This is a genomic window from Trueperaceae bacterium, from assembly GCA_019454765.1.
Lineage (GTDB): Bacteria > Deinococcota > Deinococci > Deinococcales > Trueperaceae > JAAYYF01.
Window position 1 is genome coordinate 1 of the sequence record JACFNR010000024.1, and the last position, 13,940, is coordinate 13,940.

A 13,940-nucleotide genomic window follows, 5' to 3' on the forward strand; every position below is an offset into this window, starting at 1 on the left:
CGCGCCCGCGGCGCTCGGGGAGGGCCGATGAGGGCACGCGCGCCGCGCGGCGCGCCGGCGCGGCGCGGCGCGCCGCCGCGCGGCGCCGGTGTGCGCGCCCTCGCGGCGCTCGCCCTCGCCGCGCTCGCCCTGACGGCCTGCCGCCCCCTGTACGTGCCGCTCGTGCCGACCGGCCTGCCCGAGCCGCATCCCACGCGCCTCTCTGGCGGCAGCACGCTCGAGGCCGGCATGGGCGGGCGTCCACGGCTGGAGCTCGAGGTGCTCGACGTGGCGCGGGCCGGCTGGTTGGCGGTGCAGTGGTTCGGGCCGGGCGGCGCCGAGGCGGCGTCGGACAGCGCGTGGCTCGAGCCGCCCGCGGCGGCGGCCGTCTTCGACCTGCCCGCCGACGTGGCGCTGCGCCCTGGCGAGTGGCGCGCCGTGGTGTCGTTCGAGGGCGTGATCCTCAGGCAGTTCCTGCTCGTCGTGCCAGCCCAAGAAGGGGGAGCGGGGGCGAAGCGGTCTCCCGCCGCGCCCCCGCTCAGGGCCTAGGTCGAGGTCGGTTCGGGCCGGCGCCGATACTGCGCGCCGGCCCGAGCAGGGCGTCAGGCCTTCGCGGTCCGCCTGCCGCCGCCGCGGCTCGACGCGGCGTTGCGCTGCTGCCACTCGCGCACCCACACCACGAGGGGCGACAGGATGAAGATGCTCGAGAAGGTGCCGATGCCGATGCCGACGAGGAGCGTGAGGCTGAAGCCGCGCAGCACGCTGCCACCGAAGATGAGCAGGGCGAGCACCGGCAATAGCGTCGTGCCCGACGTGGCGACCGTGCGCGTGAGCGTCTGGTTCACGGCGAGGTTCACCAGCTCGCGGTAGGGCCGGTCGCGGATGGTGCGCACGTTCTCGCGGATGCGGTCGGCGATGATGATCGAGTCGTTGAGGGAGTAGCCGATGACGAACAGGAGCGCCGCCAGCACGGGGATGGAGAACTCGATGTTGAAGAGCGCCTGGACCCCCAGCGTGATGGCGACGTCGTGCGCGCTGGCCAGCACCACGGCCAACGCCACGACCCAGTTGGGCCAGAAGCGCCACGCCAGGTAGAGGAGCACGAGGAGCAGCGACACGGCGACGGCCAGGATGGCGCCGCGACGCAGGTCGGCCCCCACCGACGGACCAACGAAGTCGGACGACAGCGCCGTGCCGTCGGTGGCGGCGGCGAGGCGGGTGGCGAACTCCTCGGTGGCCGACTGGGTCGTGTCGCCGAGTCCGACGCGAACGGAGACCTGCCGGCTGCCTTCGGCGGCGGCCTCGCGCGACTCCACGATGGTGGCGCCCTCGCCCGTGACCCCGTCGATGCCGAGCCCGTCGATGGCGCGGCGGATCTCGGTGGTCGTCACGGCGTTGGGCACCTCGAGGACGGCGTTGCTGCCGCCCGTGAAGTCGGTAGACAGGTTGAAGCCCTGGACGCCCACGAAGACGAGCGCCGCCACGGCCAGGAGGCCGGTCGTGAAGACGAGCGGGCGGGCGCGCTCCACGAAGCGCAGGCCGCGCACCTGCCAGCCGTTCCACAGGAACGTGCGGCGCCCCTTGTCGAGGAGCAGCCCCAGGACGTACGGCACCACCACGATGTTCACGAACACGCTCGCCACGATGCCGACGGCCAGGGTGATGGCGAAGCCGCGCACCGGGCCGGTCGTGTACTGGTAGAGGGCGAGCGCCGCCAGGAGGGTGGTGACGTTGGCGTCGATGATGGCCGACAGCGAGTGCTGGAAGCCGCGCTTCATGGCGGCCTTGATGCCGCGCCCCTCGCGCAGCTCCTCGCGGATGCGCTCGAAGGAGATGACGTTGCCGTCGACGGCCGCGCCGATCGTGAGCACCAGGCCGGCGAGGCCGGGCAGGGTGAGGGCCGCGCCGAGGCCGGCCAGCACGCCGAAGATGAAGAGCATGGCGAGGATGACGCCGAAGGCGAGCACGCCGCCGAAGACGGGGCCGTAGTAGAGGAGCACGGCCACGATGACGAGCGCCCCGCCGACCACGGCGGCCGTCGTGCCCTTGTTGATCGAATCGCGCCCGAGGGTGGGTCCGATGGCGCGGACCTCGTCGACCTTGAGGCTGATGGGCAGGCTGCCCGTGCGGAGCACGACGGCAATGTCGGACGCCTCCTCGAGGGTGCCGATGCCCGTGATCTGCCCGCTATCTGAGATGCGCGACTGCAGCGTGGGCGCCGTGATGATGCGGCCGTCGAGGACGATGGCCATGCGGCGACCGACGTTGCCGCCCGTGAAGCTGCCGAACGCCTGCGCGTCGCTGGCGCGGATCTCGAACACGACGACGGGCCCGGACGGCACGCCGGGCGACTGCTGGAACTGGGCGCTCGCCGTCGACACGATCTCGCCCGTGAACGCCACGGGCTCGAGGTCGTCGAGCGTCAGCGCCTCGGTCGGCAGGGAGTTGAACTCCGACTTGACGATGCGGAACTCGAGCACCGCCTGCTGGCCGATGAGGTCGAGGGCGCGCTGCTGGTCCTCCGAGGTGAGGCCGGGCAGCTCCACCACGACCTTGTCGTTGCCGGCGGTGGCGACGAGGGCCTCCGACACGCCGAACTGGTTGACGCGGTTCTCGACGATGTTGCGCGCCGTGGCGAGGTCCTCGGACGCCGGGTTGGGCGTGTCCGACACGAGGGTGACGCGCAGGCCGCCCTGCAGGTCGAGGCCGAGCTTGAGCGACGGCTCGCTGGGGTTCCACGGTCTCCAGAGGAAGAGGACGGACGTGACGATGAGCGCCAGGAGGAATAGGCCGGTGAGTATGCGGTTGTTCATCAGACTCCAATGGTGGTCGGACGGTCGGTGGCTGGGGTGGTTGCGGCTGGTGGGCGGGCCGGGCCGCGTCAGCCCCCCTCGAGCAGCAAGCGCCCGAGCTCAACCAGGTGCGCGCGGCGCGCCACGGCCGCGGCGGGCGCCGCGCCGTGGCGGTCGGGGCGGGGGCGAGGCAGGCGCCCCGCGAGCGGCACGGGTGGCAGCAGTAGCAGGAGCCCGAGGCTTGGCGCGGGCAGGCGCGCGCCGCTCTCGACCATCACGAGCACGCGCGAACCCATGCCGCCCTCGACGCCAACGGGCACCTCGCCGCTCCCCGGGCTCCGCGCCGGGAGGGCGTGGAGGGGGAGCAGGGCGAGGCAGGCGGCGAGGAGGGCGTGCGCCCACGGGCCCGTCATCAGGCTACGGGCACCTCCACCATGTCGTACGCCTCGATGATGTCGCCTTCCTGGACGTTCTCGTAGTTCTGGAGGCTGATGCCGCACTCGTAGCCGGTCGTGACCTCGCGCACGTCGTCCTTGAAGCGCCGAAGGCCGGAGATGGAGCCCTTGTAGACCTCCTTGCCCGCGCGGGTGATGCGGGCCTTGGCGCCGCGGCGGACGACGCCGTCGGTGACGTAGGAGCCGGCGATGTTGCCGCTGCGCGGGACGCGGATGACCTGCCGCACCTCGGCGTGACCGAGGATGCGCTCCTCGAACTCCGGCTCGATCTGGCCGCGGACCATGCGCGCCACGTCCTCGACGAGCTCGTAGATGATCTTGTAGTTCTTGATCGGGATGCCGAGCCGCTCCGCCGACTTGAGGACGCTGCCGGGGGCGTTCACGCCGAAGGAGAGCACGGAGGCGTTGGCCGTGCTGGCGAGGAGCAGGTCGGACTCGGTGGGGGCGCCCACCTCGGCGAGCATGACCTCGATGTCGACCTCGTCGGTGGCCGCCGACTCCTTGGCGAGCACGCCCTTGAGCGCCTCGAGGGTGCCCTGGGTGTCGGCGCGCAGGAGGATGTTGATGGTCTTCTTGGTGGTCTTGCCGAACAGGTCGGCGAGGGTGATGCCCTTCTTGCCGATCGCCTCGCGCTCCGCCTCCTGGCGCGCGGCGCGCCGCTCCGCCGTGATGGCCTTGGCGGCCACCTCGCTCGCCACGGCCTCGACCGTGTCGCCGGCGTGCGGCTGCTCGGAGAAGCCGAGGAGCTGGACGGGCATGGCGGGGGTCGCGGCGTCGATGGTGGCGCCCGTGTAGTCGGTCAGGCGGCGCACCTTGGCCCACTGCTCGCCCGACACGACGTAGTCGGCGACCCTGAGCTCGCCCTCCTGCACCAGCACCGTCACGAGCACGCCGGCGCGCTTGTCGAGGACGGCCTCGATGATCACGCCCTTGGCGGGGCCGTCGGCGCGGGCGCGCAGGTCCTCGACCTCGGCCACCAGTGAGAGCATCTCGAGCAGGTCGTCGATGCCCTGGCCGGAGCGGGCGCTCAGCTCGACGGTGATGGTGTCGCCGCCGTACTCCTCGGGGATGAGGCCGGCCTGCATGAGGTCCTGCTTGACCTTCTCGGCGTTGGCCTGCGGCAGGTCGATCTTGTTGATGGCCACCACGATGGGCACGCCGGCCGCCTTGGCGTGCGCGATGGCCTCGCGCGTCTGCGGCATGACGGAGTCGTCGGCGGCCACGACGATGACGGCGATGTCGGTGGCGTTGGCGCCGCGTTGACGGATGGTGGTGAACGCCTCGTGGCCCGGCGTGTCGAGGAAGGTGACGACGCCGCTGGGGGTCTGCGCCTGGTAGGCGCCGATGTGCTGCGTGATGCCGCCCGCCTCGCGCTCCGCGACGCGCGCCTTGCGGATGGCGTCGAGCAGCGAGGTCTTGCCGTGGTCGACGTGGCCCATGACGGTGACGACGGGCGCGCGCCGTGGCAGCGCCGCCGCGGGCGCCGCCTCGGGGGCCGCCGCGGGCTTGCCGCCCTTGGCGAGCCTGGCGGCCTTCTCCTCGGCGCTCATCTTGTCGCCCGGCGTGGCGGGGGCAGGCGCGGCCGCGGCGGCGCCGGCGGGGGTTCCGGCCGGGGCGGCGGCCACGAGCTGGCGCACCGTCTCGGCGGTCTCGGCGTCGAGGGTGCTGGAGTGCGACTTGTACTCGACCCCGATCTCGTCCAGCACGGCGAGGAGGTCCTTGTTCTCAACGCCGAGATCGCGCGCTAGTTGGTAGATGCGGACTTTGTCTGACATTCAAGCCTCCGAGGCGGGGTTCCCCGCGGCGCCCTGGGCGGCTGGGGAAGCGTGAGCCGACGCCGGCTCCGGCAGCGCGGACGCTGCGGCTTGCGGTAGGGCGGAGACCGCGGCGTGCAGCAGCGCCCTCACCTCCTGCGCCTGGCCGGCGAAGGCCTGGCGCAGGCGCTTGTCGTTGGGTTCGGTGGCGCACCCGGCGCAGACCCAGGTGCCGCGGCCTCCCAGCCTGCGGGCGGGGTCGAGGCGGTAGCCCTCGTCGATCCGCACCAGGCGCAGAAGCTCCGCGCGGGGCCGCGACGCGCGGCACACGACGCAGCGGCGCATGGGGACGTGGCGGGTACCGGCCGGTGCCGACATGGTCGTCGCTACTCCTTGCCTTCCTCGGTGGGCGCGGCGTCGGACGGTGCGTCGGTCGGTGCGTCCTGCGCGGGCGCCTCGTCGGCGGCCGCCGGCGCCTGCGTGAAGAGGGCGTCGAACGCCGAGTGGGTGCGCTCGGGTTGAGTCGTGTCGGCGGCGCGGGAGGCGGCGGCCTGGAAGGCCGCGTCGAAGTCGGACACCGACTCGGAGCCCTGCAGGTCGATCTTGTAGCCGGTCAGCTTGGCCGCCAGGCGCACGTTCTGGCCCGACTTGCCTATGGCGAGCGACAGCTGGTCTGAACCGACCGTCACCTTGGCGGCCTTGGCCTCCGTGTCGAGCTCGATGTTGCCGACCTTGGCGGGCGAGAGAGCGTTGCGGATGAACTCGCGGACGTTCGGGTCCCACTGGATGATGTCGACGCGCTCGCGCTGCAGCTCGGCCGTCACGGCCTGGATGCGGCTGCCGCGGTGACCGATGCAGGCGCCGATCGGGTCGACGTTGGGGTTGTTCGAGCTCACCGCCACCTTGGAGCGTTGGCCGGCCTCGCGGGCGACGGCCTTGAGCTCCACCGTGCCGTCGGCCACCTCGGGGATCTCCTGGCGCATGAGGTACTCGAGGAGCTCGGGCGCGGCGCGCGACACGTGGATCGACGGCCCGCGCGGGCTGAGCTCCACGTTCTGCACGTAGACCTTGAGGCGCATGCCGACCATGTAGCGCTCGCCCTGGATCTGCTCCTTGGCGGGCATGATGGCCTCGCCGCGGCCAAGGTCGACGAAGACGTTGCGCTTGTTGTCGGTGCGGGCGACAACGCCCGTCATGATGTCGCCGGCGCGGTCCTTGTACTCCTCGTACACGTACTCGCGCTCCGCCTCGCGGATCTTCTGCGTTATGACCTGCTTGGTGGTCTGCACCGCGATGCGCGTGAACTTCTCCGGGTCGACGGGGAACTCCATCTCCATGCCGAGCTCCACCTCGTCGTCGAGGTCGAGGGCGTCGGCCAGCGAGATCTCCTTGTTGGGGTCCTCCACCGCCTCCACCACGCGGCGGATGACCATGATGTCCATCTCGCCCGACTCGGGGTCGAGGTCCACCTCGATCTGATGCCCGGGCATCACGTTGCGTTCGAACGCCTGGCTGAGCGCGTCCTCGAGGCTGCTGAGCAACTGCTCCTTGTCGAGGTTGCGTTCGGCGGCCAACAGGTTGAGCGCGTCGACGAACTCCTTGTTCATCCTTACTTCTCCCTACCTATTCGGTTGTGGCCGTGGCGGCGGTAAGCCACACGGCTAACCCGCGCCGCTAGCGCGGGTGTCTTGAGTTGCCGCCCGTGGGTCGCGCCGCGGGCGGGTTCAGCGCGGCGTGTCGGGCCACTCGGCCAGCCGCGCCACCTCGATGCGAGCGACGTTCACCACGCGCTCCGTGCCGTCCACGGCGATGGTGACGTCGTCACCTTGCACCCCCGCTATGCGCCCCTTGAAGGTCTCGCCCGCCACGCGGAACTTGGCGAGGAGGCCGGCGAAGCGCTCGAAGTGCCGCGGCGTGAACAGGGGCCGCTCGGCACCGGGCGACTCCACGTCGAGGCGGTAACCGGTCTCGAACGGGTCGAGGCGGTCGAGTTCCAGGCCGAAGACCTCGGAGGCCCTGGCCACGTCCTCGATGCCCACGATCCCCTCGTCGAGGCGGTCGATGCGGAGCAGGACCCGTCGCGAGCGCCCTGAGGTGCTGACCGTGACCTCGAGCACCTCGTAGCCGAGGGGCGTTAGCACCTCGGAGGCTGCCTGCGACAACTCCATGCTTCCTCCCGTGGAGGCTCCGCCCCAACGAAAAGGCGGTGGGCCAGAACCCACCCGCCGGTCCCGCCGGGACGTTGTCCGCCCCGAATCTTACCGCTTCGGTGGGGGTTACCGCAACACAAACACATTGTGCATTGGCGGGGTGCGCTCAGTCGGCCAAGAGCTCGCCGAGCCGGAACAGGTCAACGAGCCAGGCGCCGCCCACGCGCAGCGTGTCGGCCGCCAGGCCGCGGACCTGCACCCCGGCGGCCCAGGCGGCGGCGTCCGCCTCGGCGGCGAACGGCCCCACCAGCGCCTCGCCGCCGCGGTACGCGGCGGGCGCCAGCGGCACTAGCGCCTCCACCCGGCGCCCGGCCGCGTCAGCGACCTCGCGCGCCACGGCGTGGCGCCGCGCCCACTCCGGGCGCTCGACCAACGCCTGCAGGTGGTTGAGGAGGCGCCTCGAGTCGGGCGCGGCCAGGGCGGGCCTCGCCGCGAAGTCGCACCAGTCGCCCTCGGCGGCGCCAACGAAGCGCCTATCGGGGAAGAGCACGGAGAGTAGCTGGGCCGCCACGTCGGCCAGTTCGGGGGAGCAGCGCATGGCGGGCGTGAACCCGCCGGTGCCGGGAGCGCCCGCCCGGCCGGGCGCCCGCTCGTCGCCAGGCAGCGTCGTCACGGTGCGATTCTACGCCGCGCCCGCCCCGGGTCCGCGCGTTGACACGTCCTCCCGAGGCAACTTAGACTCGCCCGCATGAGAAGCCCGCCGGCTTCGCAGTCGTTTACTTGCTGAGCGCAGCGCCCACGGCCTGCGCGCTTCGACCCACTGCCCCGACAGGGCGGTGGCTTTTTGTTTCGTCGGGGCCTGGACGAGCGCCCGGGCGGAGAGGGTGAGCGAGCAGGATGGTCGAGGACGGCGCCGCGAGGCGCGAAGAAGAAGGGGCCGAGGCCCTCCCCGAGGTACGCGGGTGGTTGGAGAGCGTCGCCGCCGCCGGCGGGCTCGCCGCGCTGCAGGAACTGCGCGTGCGCGTCCTCGGCAAGAAGGGCGAGATCACTCAGCGCCTCAAGGCGCTCGGGGCGATGGGCCCGGACGAGCGCCGGGCCGCGGGCGAGCGTTGGAACCGCGTCAAGGCGCGACTCAGCGAGGCCATCGAGGCGCGCAAGGCCGCGCTCGAGCGGGAGGAGCTTGTTAGGCAGCTGGCGGGCGAGCGCGTCGACGTGACCCTCCCCGGCACGCGGCCGCCGCAGGGCGGCCTGCACATACTCACCCTCGTCACGAACCGGTTGCTCGAGGTCTTCACCAGCCTCGGCTACGAGGTCGTCACCGGCCCCGAGCTCGAGACCGATCACTACAACTTCGCGGCCCTCAACTTCCCGCCCGACCATCCGGCGCGCGACTCGCAGGACACGTTCTGGACGACCGACGGTCGGCTGCTGCGCACCCACACGAGCCCCATGCAGGTCCGGTACATGGAGGAGAACCGGCCGCCCTTCAAGGTGGTCGTGCCCGGCAGGGTCTTCCGCAACGAGGCGCAAGACGCCACGCACGAGGCGCAGTTCCACCAGCTGGAGGCGCTTGTGGTGGGCGAGCGCATCACCATGGCCGACCTGCGCGGCGCCATCCAGGAGATGGCGCAGGCCCTCATCGGCCCCGGCACGCGCACGCGGCTGCAGCCGTCGTACTTCCCGTTCGTCGAGCCGGGCGCCGAGTTCGCCATCTGGTGGACCCACCCCCGCACCGGCCGCGAGGAGTGGCTCGAGCTGGGCGGCTGCGGCATGGTGCACCCCAAGGTGTTCGAGGCGGTCGGGTACGAGGGCGTCACCGGCTTCGCGTTCGGCTTCGGCATCGAGCGCCTGGCGCTCGTGCGTTACGGCATCCCCGACATCCGCTACCTCTTCCAGGGCGACATGCGCATCCTCGAGCAGTTCAGGGGGGCGCTATGAAGGTCCCGTACTCGTGGCTGCAGGAGTTCTTCGCCGAGCCCCTGCCGGGACCCGCCCGCGTGGTCGAGCTTCTCGACGGCCTGGGGCTGGCGGTCGAGGGCGTCACCACGGCCCCGGCTGCGCCCGCAGGCGTGGTCGTGGTCGACGTGACGGGCGTCGAGAGGGTCGAGGGCGCCACCGCGCCGCTCGCCAAGACGCTCGTCACCGACGGGCGCCGTGAGCACCAGGTGGTGTGCGGCGACCCCAACGTGCGCGTCGGCATGCGCACGGCGCTCGCCCTGCCCGGCGCGCACCTGCCCGCCGTGAACCTCACCGTGGCGCTCAGACCGGTACTCGGGGTGGAGAGCCACGGCATGCTCGCCAGCGCCAGGGAACTCGGCCTGTTCGACCACGGCGGCGGCGTGCTCGCTCTCGGCCACGACGCCCCCCTCGGCGCCGAGCTGGCCGCGCTCTGGCCGGAGGAGACCGTCATCGAGCTCGAGCTCACGCCCAACCGCGCCGACGCCTTCAGCCTGCTCGGCGTGGCGCGCGACCTGGCCGCCAAGCTGGGGGTCGCCTACCGTCACCCGGCGGCGGGGCTCGAGCGCGGCGACCGCGCCCTCGACGACGGCCTCGCCGTCGCGGTCGCCGATCCGGCGGCGGCGCCGCGCTTCACGCTCCGGCGCGTCGACGGCGTGCGGGTGGCGCCGAGCCCCGTGTGGCTGCAGCGCCGCCTCGCGCAGCTGGGGCTGAGGCCCCGCAACAACCTGGTGGACGCCACCAACTACGTGACGTTCGAGCTGGGGCAACCGACCCACGCCTACGACCTGGCGGCGCTGCGCGACGGCCGCGTCGGCGTGCGCCGGGCCAACCCGGGGGAGAGCATCAGGGTCCTCAACGACGACCTGGTGCGGCTCGACCCCGCCGACCTGCTCATAACGACCGGCGCGGGCGACGGCGTGCCCGTCGGCCTGGCCGGCGTGATGGGCGGCGCCTACGGCGGCGTGGAGGCGGGTACCGTGGCCGTGGCCCTCGAGGCCGCCTGCTTCGAGCCCGTCACCGTGAGGCGTGCCGGGCAGCGCCACAAGCTCGTCACCGACGCGCGCACCCGCTTCGAGCGCGGGGTGGACCCCAACCTGTGCGAGCTGGCGTCGGCGCGCCTCACGGCCCTGGTCGTCGAGCTGGCGGGCGGCACCGCCCATCCCGGCCTCAGCGCCGTGGGCGCTGACGTGGCCGCTCGGCAGGTCGAGTACCGGCCGTCGAGGGTCCACTACCTCATGGACTTCGAGGTGCCCGCCGCCGACCAGCGCGCCTACCTGGAGCGCCTCGGCTGCCGCGTCGAGGAGCGCGAGGTCGACGCCTGGGTCGTCACGCCGCCGAGTTGGCGCTACGACCTCGCCATAGAGGAGGACCTCGTCGAGGAGGTCGCGCGCCTCCACGGCTTCGAGAACATCGGGCTCACCGACCCCGACATGCGCTTCGTGCCGCGCGCCGGCGACCCGACGCACCGCCGCTTGAGGGACCGCTTGGCGGCGCTCGGGCTGCAGGAGGTGATGACGTACGTCTTCACCGGCCCCGCCGAGCTGGCGCGGGCCGCGGCGCCCGCCGCCACGGTCGAGCTGAGCTCGCCGCAGGGCGTCGAGAAGAGCGTGCTGCGCACCGCCCTCTACCCGGGGCTGCTGGCGGCGGCCGCCGCCAACCGGCAGGCGGAGTCCCTGGCGCTCTTCGAGGTCGGGCACGTGTTCGGGGAGGTCGAGGAGGAGCGTGTGGCGCTCCTCCTGCGCGGCGACCGCGCCGTGGGCCACTGGCGGCCCGGCCTGGCCGGGGACTTCTTCACCCTCAAGGGGATCCTGGAGGGGCTCGCCGGGCTCGACGGCGCCACGGTGACCACCACGCCGGCGCCGGCGCCGCACCTGCACCCCGGCGTCAGCGCCCTGGTGACGTGGGACGGCGCGGCCGTCGGTCACGCCGGGCGCTTGCACCCGGAGGTGGCGGCGGCCTTCGAGCTCGGCGACGTCTACGTCGCGGAGCTGCGCCTGCCGCTCGCGGGCGGCAGGGTCGCGTTCCGGGACATCGTCAGGCAGCCGTTCGCCGAGCGCGACCTCGCCGTCGTCGCGCCGCTCGAGGTCACCTACGCCGAGCTGGCGACGCTCCTGGCCGACGCGGCCGGCGACAAGCTCGCGAGCCTGGCGCCGTTCGACGAGTACCGCGGCGCCAACCTGCCGAGCGGCGCCCGGTCCGTGGCGGTCAGGTTCAGGTTCCAGGACGCCAGGCGCGCCCTGACCGACGAGGCCGTCGACGCCCTTATGGAGAATGTCATCCGGGCCGTCAGGAGCGCGGGCTACGATATCCGGGCATGATGCCCGCCACCTGGATAGACGCCCTCCTGGTGCTCATGGTCGTGTCCACGACGGCGCTGGGAGCCTCCCGCCGCCTGGTGGGCTTCACCGTGGGCGTGGGGGGCGTGCTGCTGCTCAGGCCGCTCCTCGTGGTGGGCTCGCGCGGCGTGTGGGTGGCCGTGGTGACCGCGCTGGTGGGCGGGGTGATACTCGCCGTCATCGGTCAGCGCCTCGTTCCTGCGGGCAAGCGCCAGGGCTGGGTCGGCAAGGCGCTCGGCGGCGTTGGCGGCGCGGCCCTCGGCCTGACGCTCATGTTCGCCCTGGTCACCTCCCTCCCCATCCAACGCAACCCCGCCAACGACGCCGAGATCTTCTACCCGCCCCGCACGGCGCCCGGCACGCTGGCCGTGGACCTCAACCGGTCACCGCTCGTCGACGTCGGACGCTCAATACTGCTTCATCCGCTCCTGCCAGCGCCCACGCCGGCCGAGGCGCGCGCGAACGACACGTGGCGGGTGTACGGCGGCCTTCACACCTGGCTGGTGGTCGGCGAGCCGTGGAACGAGAGGTGAAGGCGAGAACGTAGGGCAAGCGGGGACGCCGAGGTAGCGCAAGCCCAGCTCCGGCGCGCGGCAGCGCCGCGCCCGTACCGGCAGGGAAGGACACGACATGTGCGGCATCGTCGGATACGTAGGTGGGCGCGAAGCGGCGCCCGTGATCATCGACGGCCTGGCCCGCCTGGAGTACCGCGGGTACGACTCGGCGGGCCTGGCGGTGAGGGGCGGCGCCGGGCCGCTGCAGACCGTGAAGCGCGCGGGCAAGCTCAGCGTTCTGCGCGGCGCGCTGGAGGGCAACCTGCCGCGCGGCGTGCTCGGCGTGGGCCACACGCGTTGGGCCACCCATGGGCGGCCCAACGACGTCAACGCTCACCCGCACACCAGCGAGGACGGGCGCCTGGCGGTCATCCACAACGGGATCATCGAGAACTACGTCGAGCTGCGCGCCGAGCTGAGCGCGCGCGGCCACGTCTTCGCCTCCGAGACCGACACGGAGGTGCTCGTGCACCTCATCGAGGAGGCGTACGCCACCCTCGGCGGCGACCTGGGCACCGCGGTGCGCGCCGCCCTGACGCGCGTGCGCGGCGCCTACGCGCTGGTGGTGGCGCACGCCAACCACGACGTGCTCGTGGCGGCGCGCAACACCAGCCCCCTCGTCATCGGCCTGGCCGCCGGGGAGACGTTCCTCGCCTCCGACGTGCCGGCGCTGCTGCCGTACACGCGCGACGTCATCTACCTCCACGACGGCGACGTCGCCGAGCTGAGCGCGGCCGGCGTGGTGCTGACCGACTTAGCCGGTGCGCCCGTCCGGCGCGAGCCGAGCCGCGTGGAGTGGGACGCGGAGGCGGCCGAGAAGGGCGGCTTCCCGCACTACATGCTCAAGGAGATCTTCGAGCAGCCCACCGTCTTGCAGAACACCCTGTTCGGGCGCTTCGTGGGCAACGACACCGACGTCGAGCTCGGCCTCGGCCTCGACCCGAACGCCATCGACCGGGTCGTCATCACCGCCGCGGGCACGGCCTCGTTCGCGGGCGTCGTTGGTGCCACCCTGCTCAGGCGCCTGGCGCGGCTCGACGCCGTGGTGGAGGTGGCGTCCGAGTACAGGTACGCCGAACCGGTCGTGACGCCACGCACGCTGTGCGTCGTCGTCTCGCAGTCTGGCGAGACGATCGACACGCTCGAGGCCATGCGCGAGGCCAAGCGGCGCGGCGCGCGCACGCTGGCCATCCTCAACGTGAAGGGCTCGAGCATCAGCCGCGAGGTCGACGACGTGCTCTACATCCACGCGGGGCCCGAGATCGGGGTGGCGAGCACCAAGGCGTACCTCGGCATGGTGGCGGCGTTCGCCCTCCTGGCGTTGTGGCTGGGCCGGGCGCGCGGCGAGGTCGACGACGAGACCGCCCGCGACTACCACCGCGCGCTCAGGGCGCTGCCGGGGCAGGTCGAACGCGCCCTGGCGGGCCGCGACGCCGTGCGCGCCGTGGCCGACCAGGTGGTGGGCGCCCGCAGCGCGCTCTACCTGGGGCGCGGCGTGAACGTGGCCACCGCCATGGAGGGAGCGCTCAAGCTGAAGGAGATCTCGTACATCCACGCCGAGGCGTACCCGACCGGGGAGATGAAGCACGGCCCCATCGCCCTGGTGGATAGGGACCTGCCGGTTGTCGCCGTGGCAACGGCGTCCCAGCAGTACGAGAAGACGGTCTCGAACCTGCAGGAGGTGAAGGCGCGCGAGGGGCGGTTGATAGTGGTGGCCAACGAGGACGACGCGGGCATCGGGCAGCACACGCAGCACCTGCTGCGGGTGCCGCGCACGCTCGAGCTGCTCTCGCCCCTGATCAACGCGGTGCCGCTGCAGCTCCTCGCCTACGAGGTGGCGTGCCGCCTCGGGCGCGACGTCGACCAACCGCGCAACCTGGCCAAGAGCGTGACCGTCGAATGAGCCGGGCGGAGGGGCAGGCGTATCATCGGCGCCGAGGCTGGTGGAGTTGAGGAACGGT

General features: G+C 72.6%; 12 protein-coding genes. 5 read left to right on the top strand and 7 right to left on the bottom strand.

The annotated features are described in order from the left end of the window. The first annotated feature begins 27 nt into the window (after positions 1-27). Complete coding sequence (locus tag H3C53_08080; GenBank protein ID MBW7916622.1) at positions 28-528, top strand: hypothetical protein; 501 nt, start codon at positions 28-30, stop codon at positions 526-528. A gap of 53 nt (positions 529-581) precedes the next feature. Here the strand turns inward: H3C53_08080 and secD are convergent, their stop codons facing one another. The 7 genes from secD to H3C53_08115 all read right to left on the bottom strand — a co-directional run bounded on the left by secD (position 582) and on the right by H3C53_08115 (position 7,803). Next, a complete protein-coding gene (secD, locus tag H3C53_08085; GenBank protein ID MBW7916623.1) occupies positions 582-2,792 on the bottom strand; it encodes a protein translocase subunit SecD in 2,211 nt (736 codons plus the stop codon). 68 nt (positions 2,793-2,860) lie between these two features. Beyond that, on the bottom strand, positions 2,861-3,184 hold the full coding sequence (locus tag H3C53_08090; GenBank protein ID MBW7916624.1) for a hypothetical protein: 324 nt from the start codon (positions 3,182-3,184) through the stop codon (positions 2,861-2,863). Continuing rightward, positions 3,184-5,001: a translation initiation factor IF-2 gene (locus H3C53_08095; GenBank protein MBW7916625.1), complete on the bottom strand. Its 1,818-nt coding sequence runs from the start codon at positions 4,999-5,001 to the stop codon at positions 3,184-3,186. Before H3C53_08095 ends, H3C53_08090 begins: the two co-directional genes overlap by 1 nt. Continuing rightward, positions 5,002-5,358 carry a DUF448 domain-containing protein gene (locus H3C53_08100; GenBank protein ID MBW7916626.1) on the bottom strand — a complete coding sequence of 119 codons (357 nt, stop codon included), beginning with the start codon at positions 5,356-5,358 and terminating at the stop codon, positions 5,002-5,004. An 8-nt stretch (positions 5,359-5,366) separates the two neighbouring features. After that, entirely contained in the window at positions 5,367-6,587 is a 1,221-nt protein-coding gene (gene nusA, locus H3C53_08105) for a transcription termination/antitermination protein NusA (protein ID MBW7916627.1), read from the bottom strand. A gap of 117 nt (positions 6,588-6,704) precedes the next feature. Beyond that, a complete protein-coding gene (gene rimP, locus H3C53_08110; GenBank protein ID MBW7916628.1) occupies positions 6,705-7,148 on the bottom strand; it encodes a ribosome maturation factor RimP in 444 nt (147 codons plus the stop codon). A gap of 148 nt (positions 7,149-7,296) precedes the next feature. Then, positions 7,297-7,803: a hypothetical protein gene (locus tag H3C53_08115; GenBank protein ID MBW7916629.1), complete on the bottom strand. Its 507-nt coding sequence runs from the start codon at positions 7,801-7,803 to the stop codon at positions 7,297-7,299. A 224-nt stretch (positions 7,804-8,027) separates the two neighbouring features. Between H3C53_08115 and pheS the strand changes: the two genes are divergently transcribed. The 4 genes from pheS (at position 8,028) to glmS (ending at position 13,882) form a co-directional block, all read left to right on the top strand. Then, positions 8,028-9,068, top strand: coding sequence for a phenylalanine--tRNA ligase subunit alpha (pheS, locus tag H3C53_08120; GenBank protein MBW7916630.1), 1,041 nt, complete (start codon positions 8,028-8,030; stop codon positions 9,066-9,068). Continuing rightward, a complete protein-coding gene (locus H3C53_08125) occupies positions 9,065-11,407 on the top strand; it encodes a phenylalanine--tRNA ligase subunit beta (GenBank protein ID MBW7916631.1) in 2,343 nt (780 codons plus the stop codon). The genes pheS and H3C53_08125 overlap by 4 nt, the downstream gene beginning before the upstream one ends. Continuing rightward, on the top strand, positions 11,404-11,958 hold the full coding sequence (locus H3C53_08130; protein ID MBW7916632.1) for a hypothetical protein: 555 nt from the start codon (positions 11,404-11,406) through the stop codon (positions 11,956-11,958). The genes H3C53_08125 and H3C53_08130 overlap by 4 nt, the downstream gene beginning before the upstream one ends. Positions 11,959-12,055: 97 nt before the next feature. Beyond that, positions 12,056-13,882, top strand: a complete 1,827-nt coding sequence (gene glmS / locus H3C53_08135) for a glutamine--fructose-6-phosphate transaminase (isomerizing) (protein MBW7916633.1) — start codon at positions 12,056-12,058, stop codon at positions 13,880-13,882. Positions 13,883-13,940 lie beyond the last annotated feature (58 nt).

Coding starts and splice junctions, on each gene's coding strand:
- H3C53_08100 (MBW7916626.1), bottom strand. CDS start 5,358: ATGTCGGCACCGGCCGGTACCCGCCACGTCCCCATGCGCCGCTGCGTC.
- secD (MBW7916623.1), bottom strand. CDS start 2,792: ATGAACAACCGCATACTCACCGGCCTATTCCTCCTGGCGCTCATCGTC.
- rimP (MBW7916628.1), bottom strand. CDS start 7,148: ATGGAGTTGTCGCAGGCAGCCTCCGAGGTGCTAACGCCCCTCGGCTAC.
- H3C53_08125 (MBW7916631.1), top strand. CDS start 9,065: ATGAAGGTCCCGTACTCGTGGCTGCAGGAGTTCTTCGCCGAGCCCCTG.
- H3C53_08090 (MBW7916624.1), bottom strand. CDS start 3,184: ATGACGGGCCCGTGGGCGCACGCCCTCCTCGCCGCCTGCCTCGCCCTG.
- glmS (MBW7916633.1), top strand. CDS start 12,056: ATGTGCGGCATCGTCGGATACGTAGGTGGGCGCGAAGCGGCGCCCGTG.
- H3C53_08080 (MBW7916622.1), top strand. CDS start 28: ATGAGGGCACGCGCGCCGCGCGGCGCGCCGGCGCGGCGCGGCGCGCCG.
- nusA (MBW7916627.1), bottom strand. CDS start 6,587: ATGAACAAGGAGTTCGTCGACGCGCTCAACCTGTTGGCCGCCGAACGC.
- pheS (MBW7916630.1), top strand. CDS start 8,028: ATGGTCGAGGACGGCGCCGCGAGGCGCGAAGAAGAAGGGGCCGAGGCC.
- H3C53_08130 (MBW7916632.1), top strand. CDS start 11,404: ATGATGCCCGCCACCTGGATAGACGCCCTCCTGGTGCTCATGGTCGTG.
- H3C53_08095 (MBW7916625.1), bottom strand. CDS start 5,001: ATGTCAGACAAAGTCCGCATCTACCAACTAGCGCGCGATCTCGGCGTT.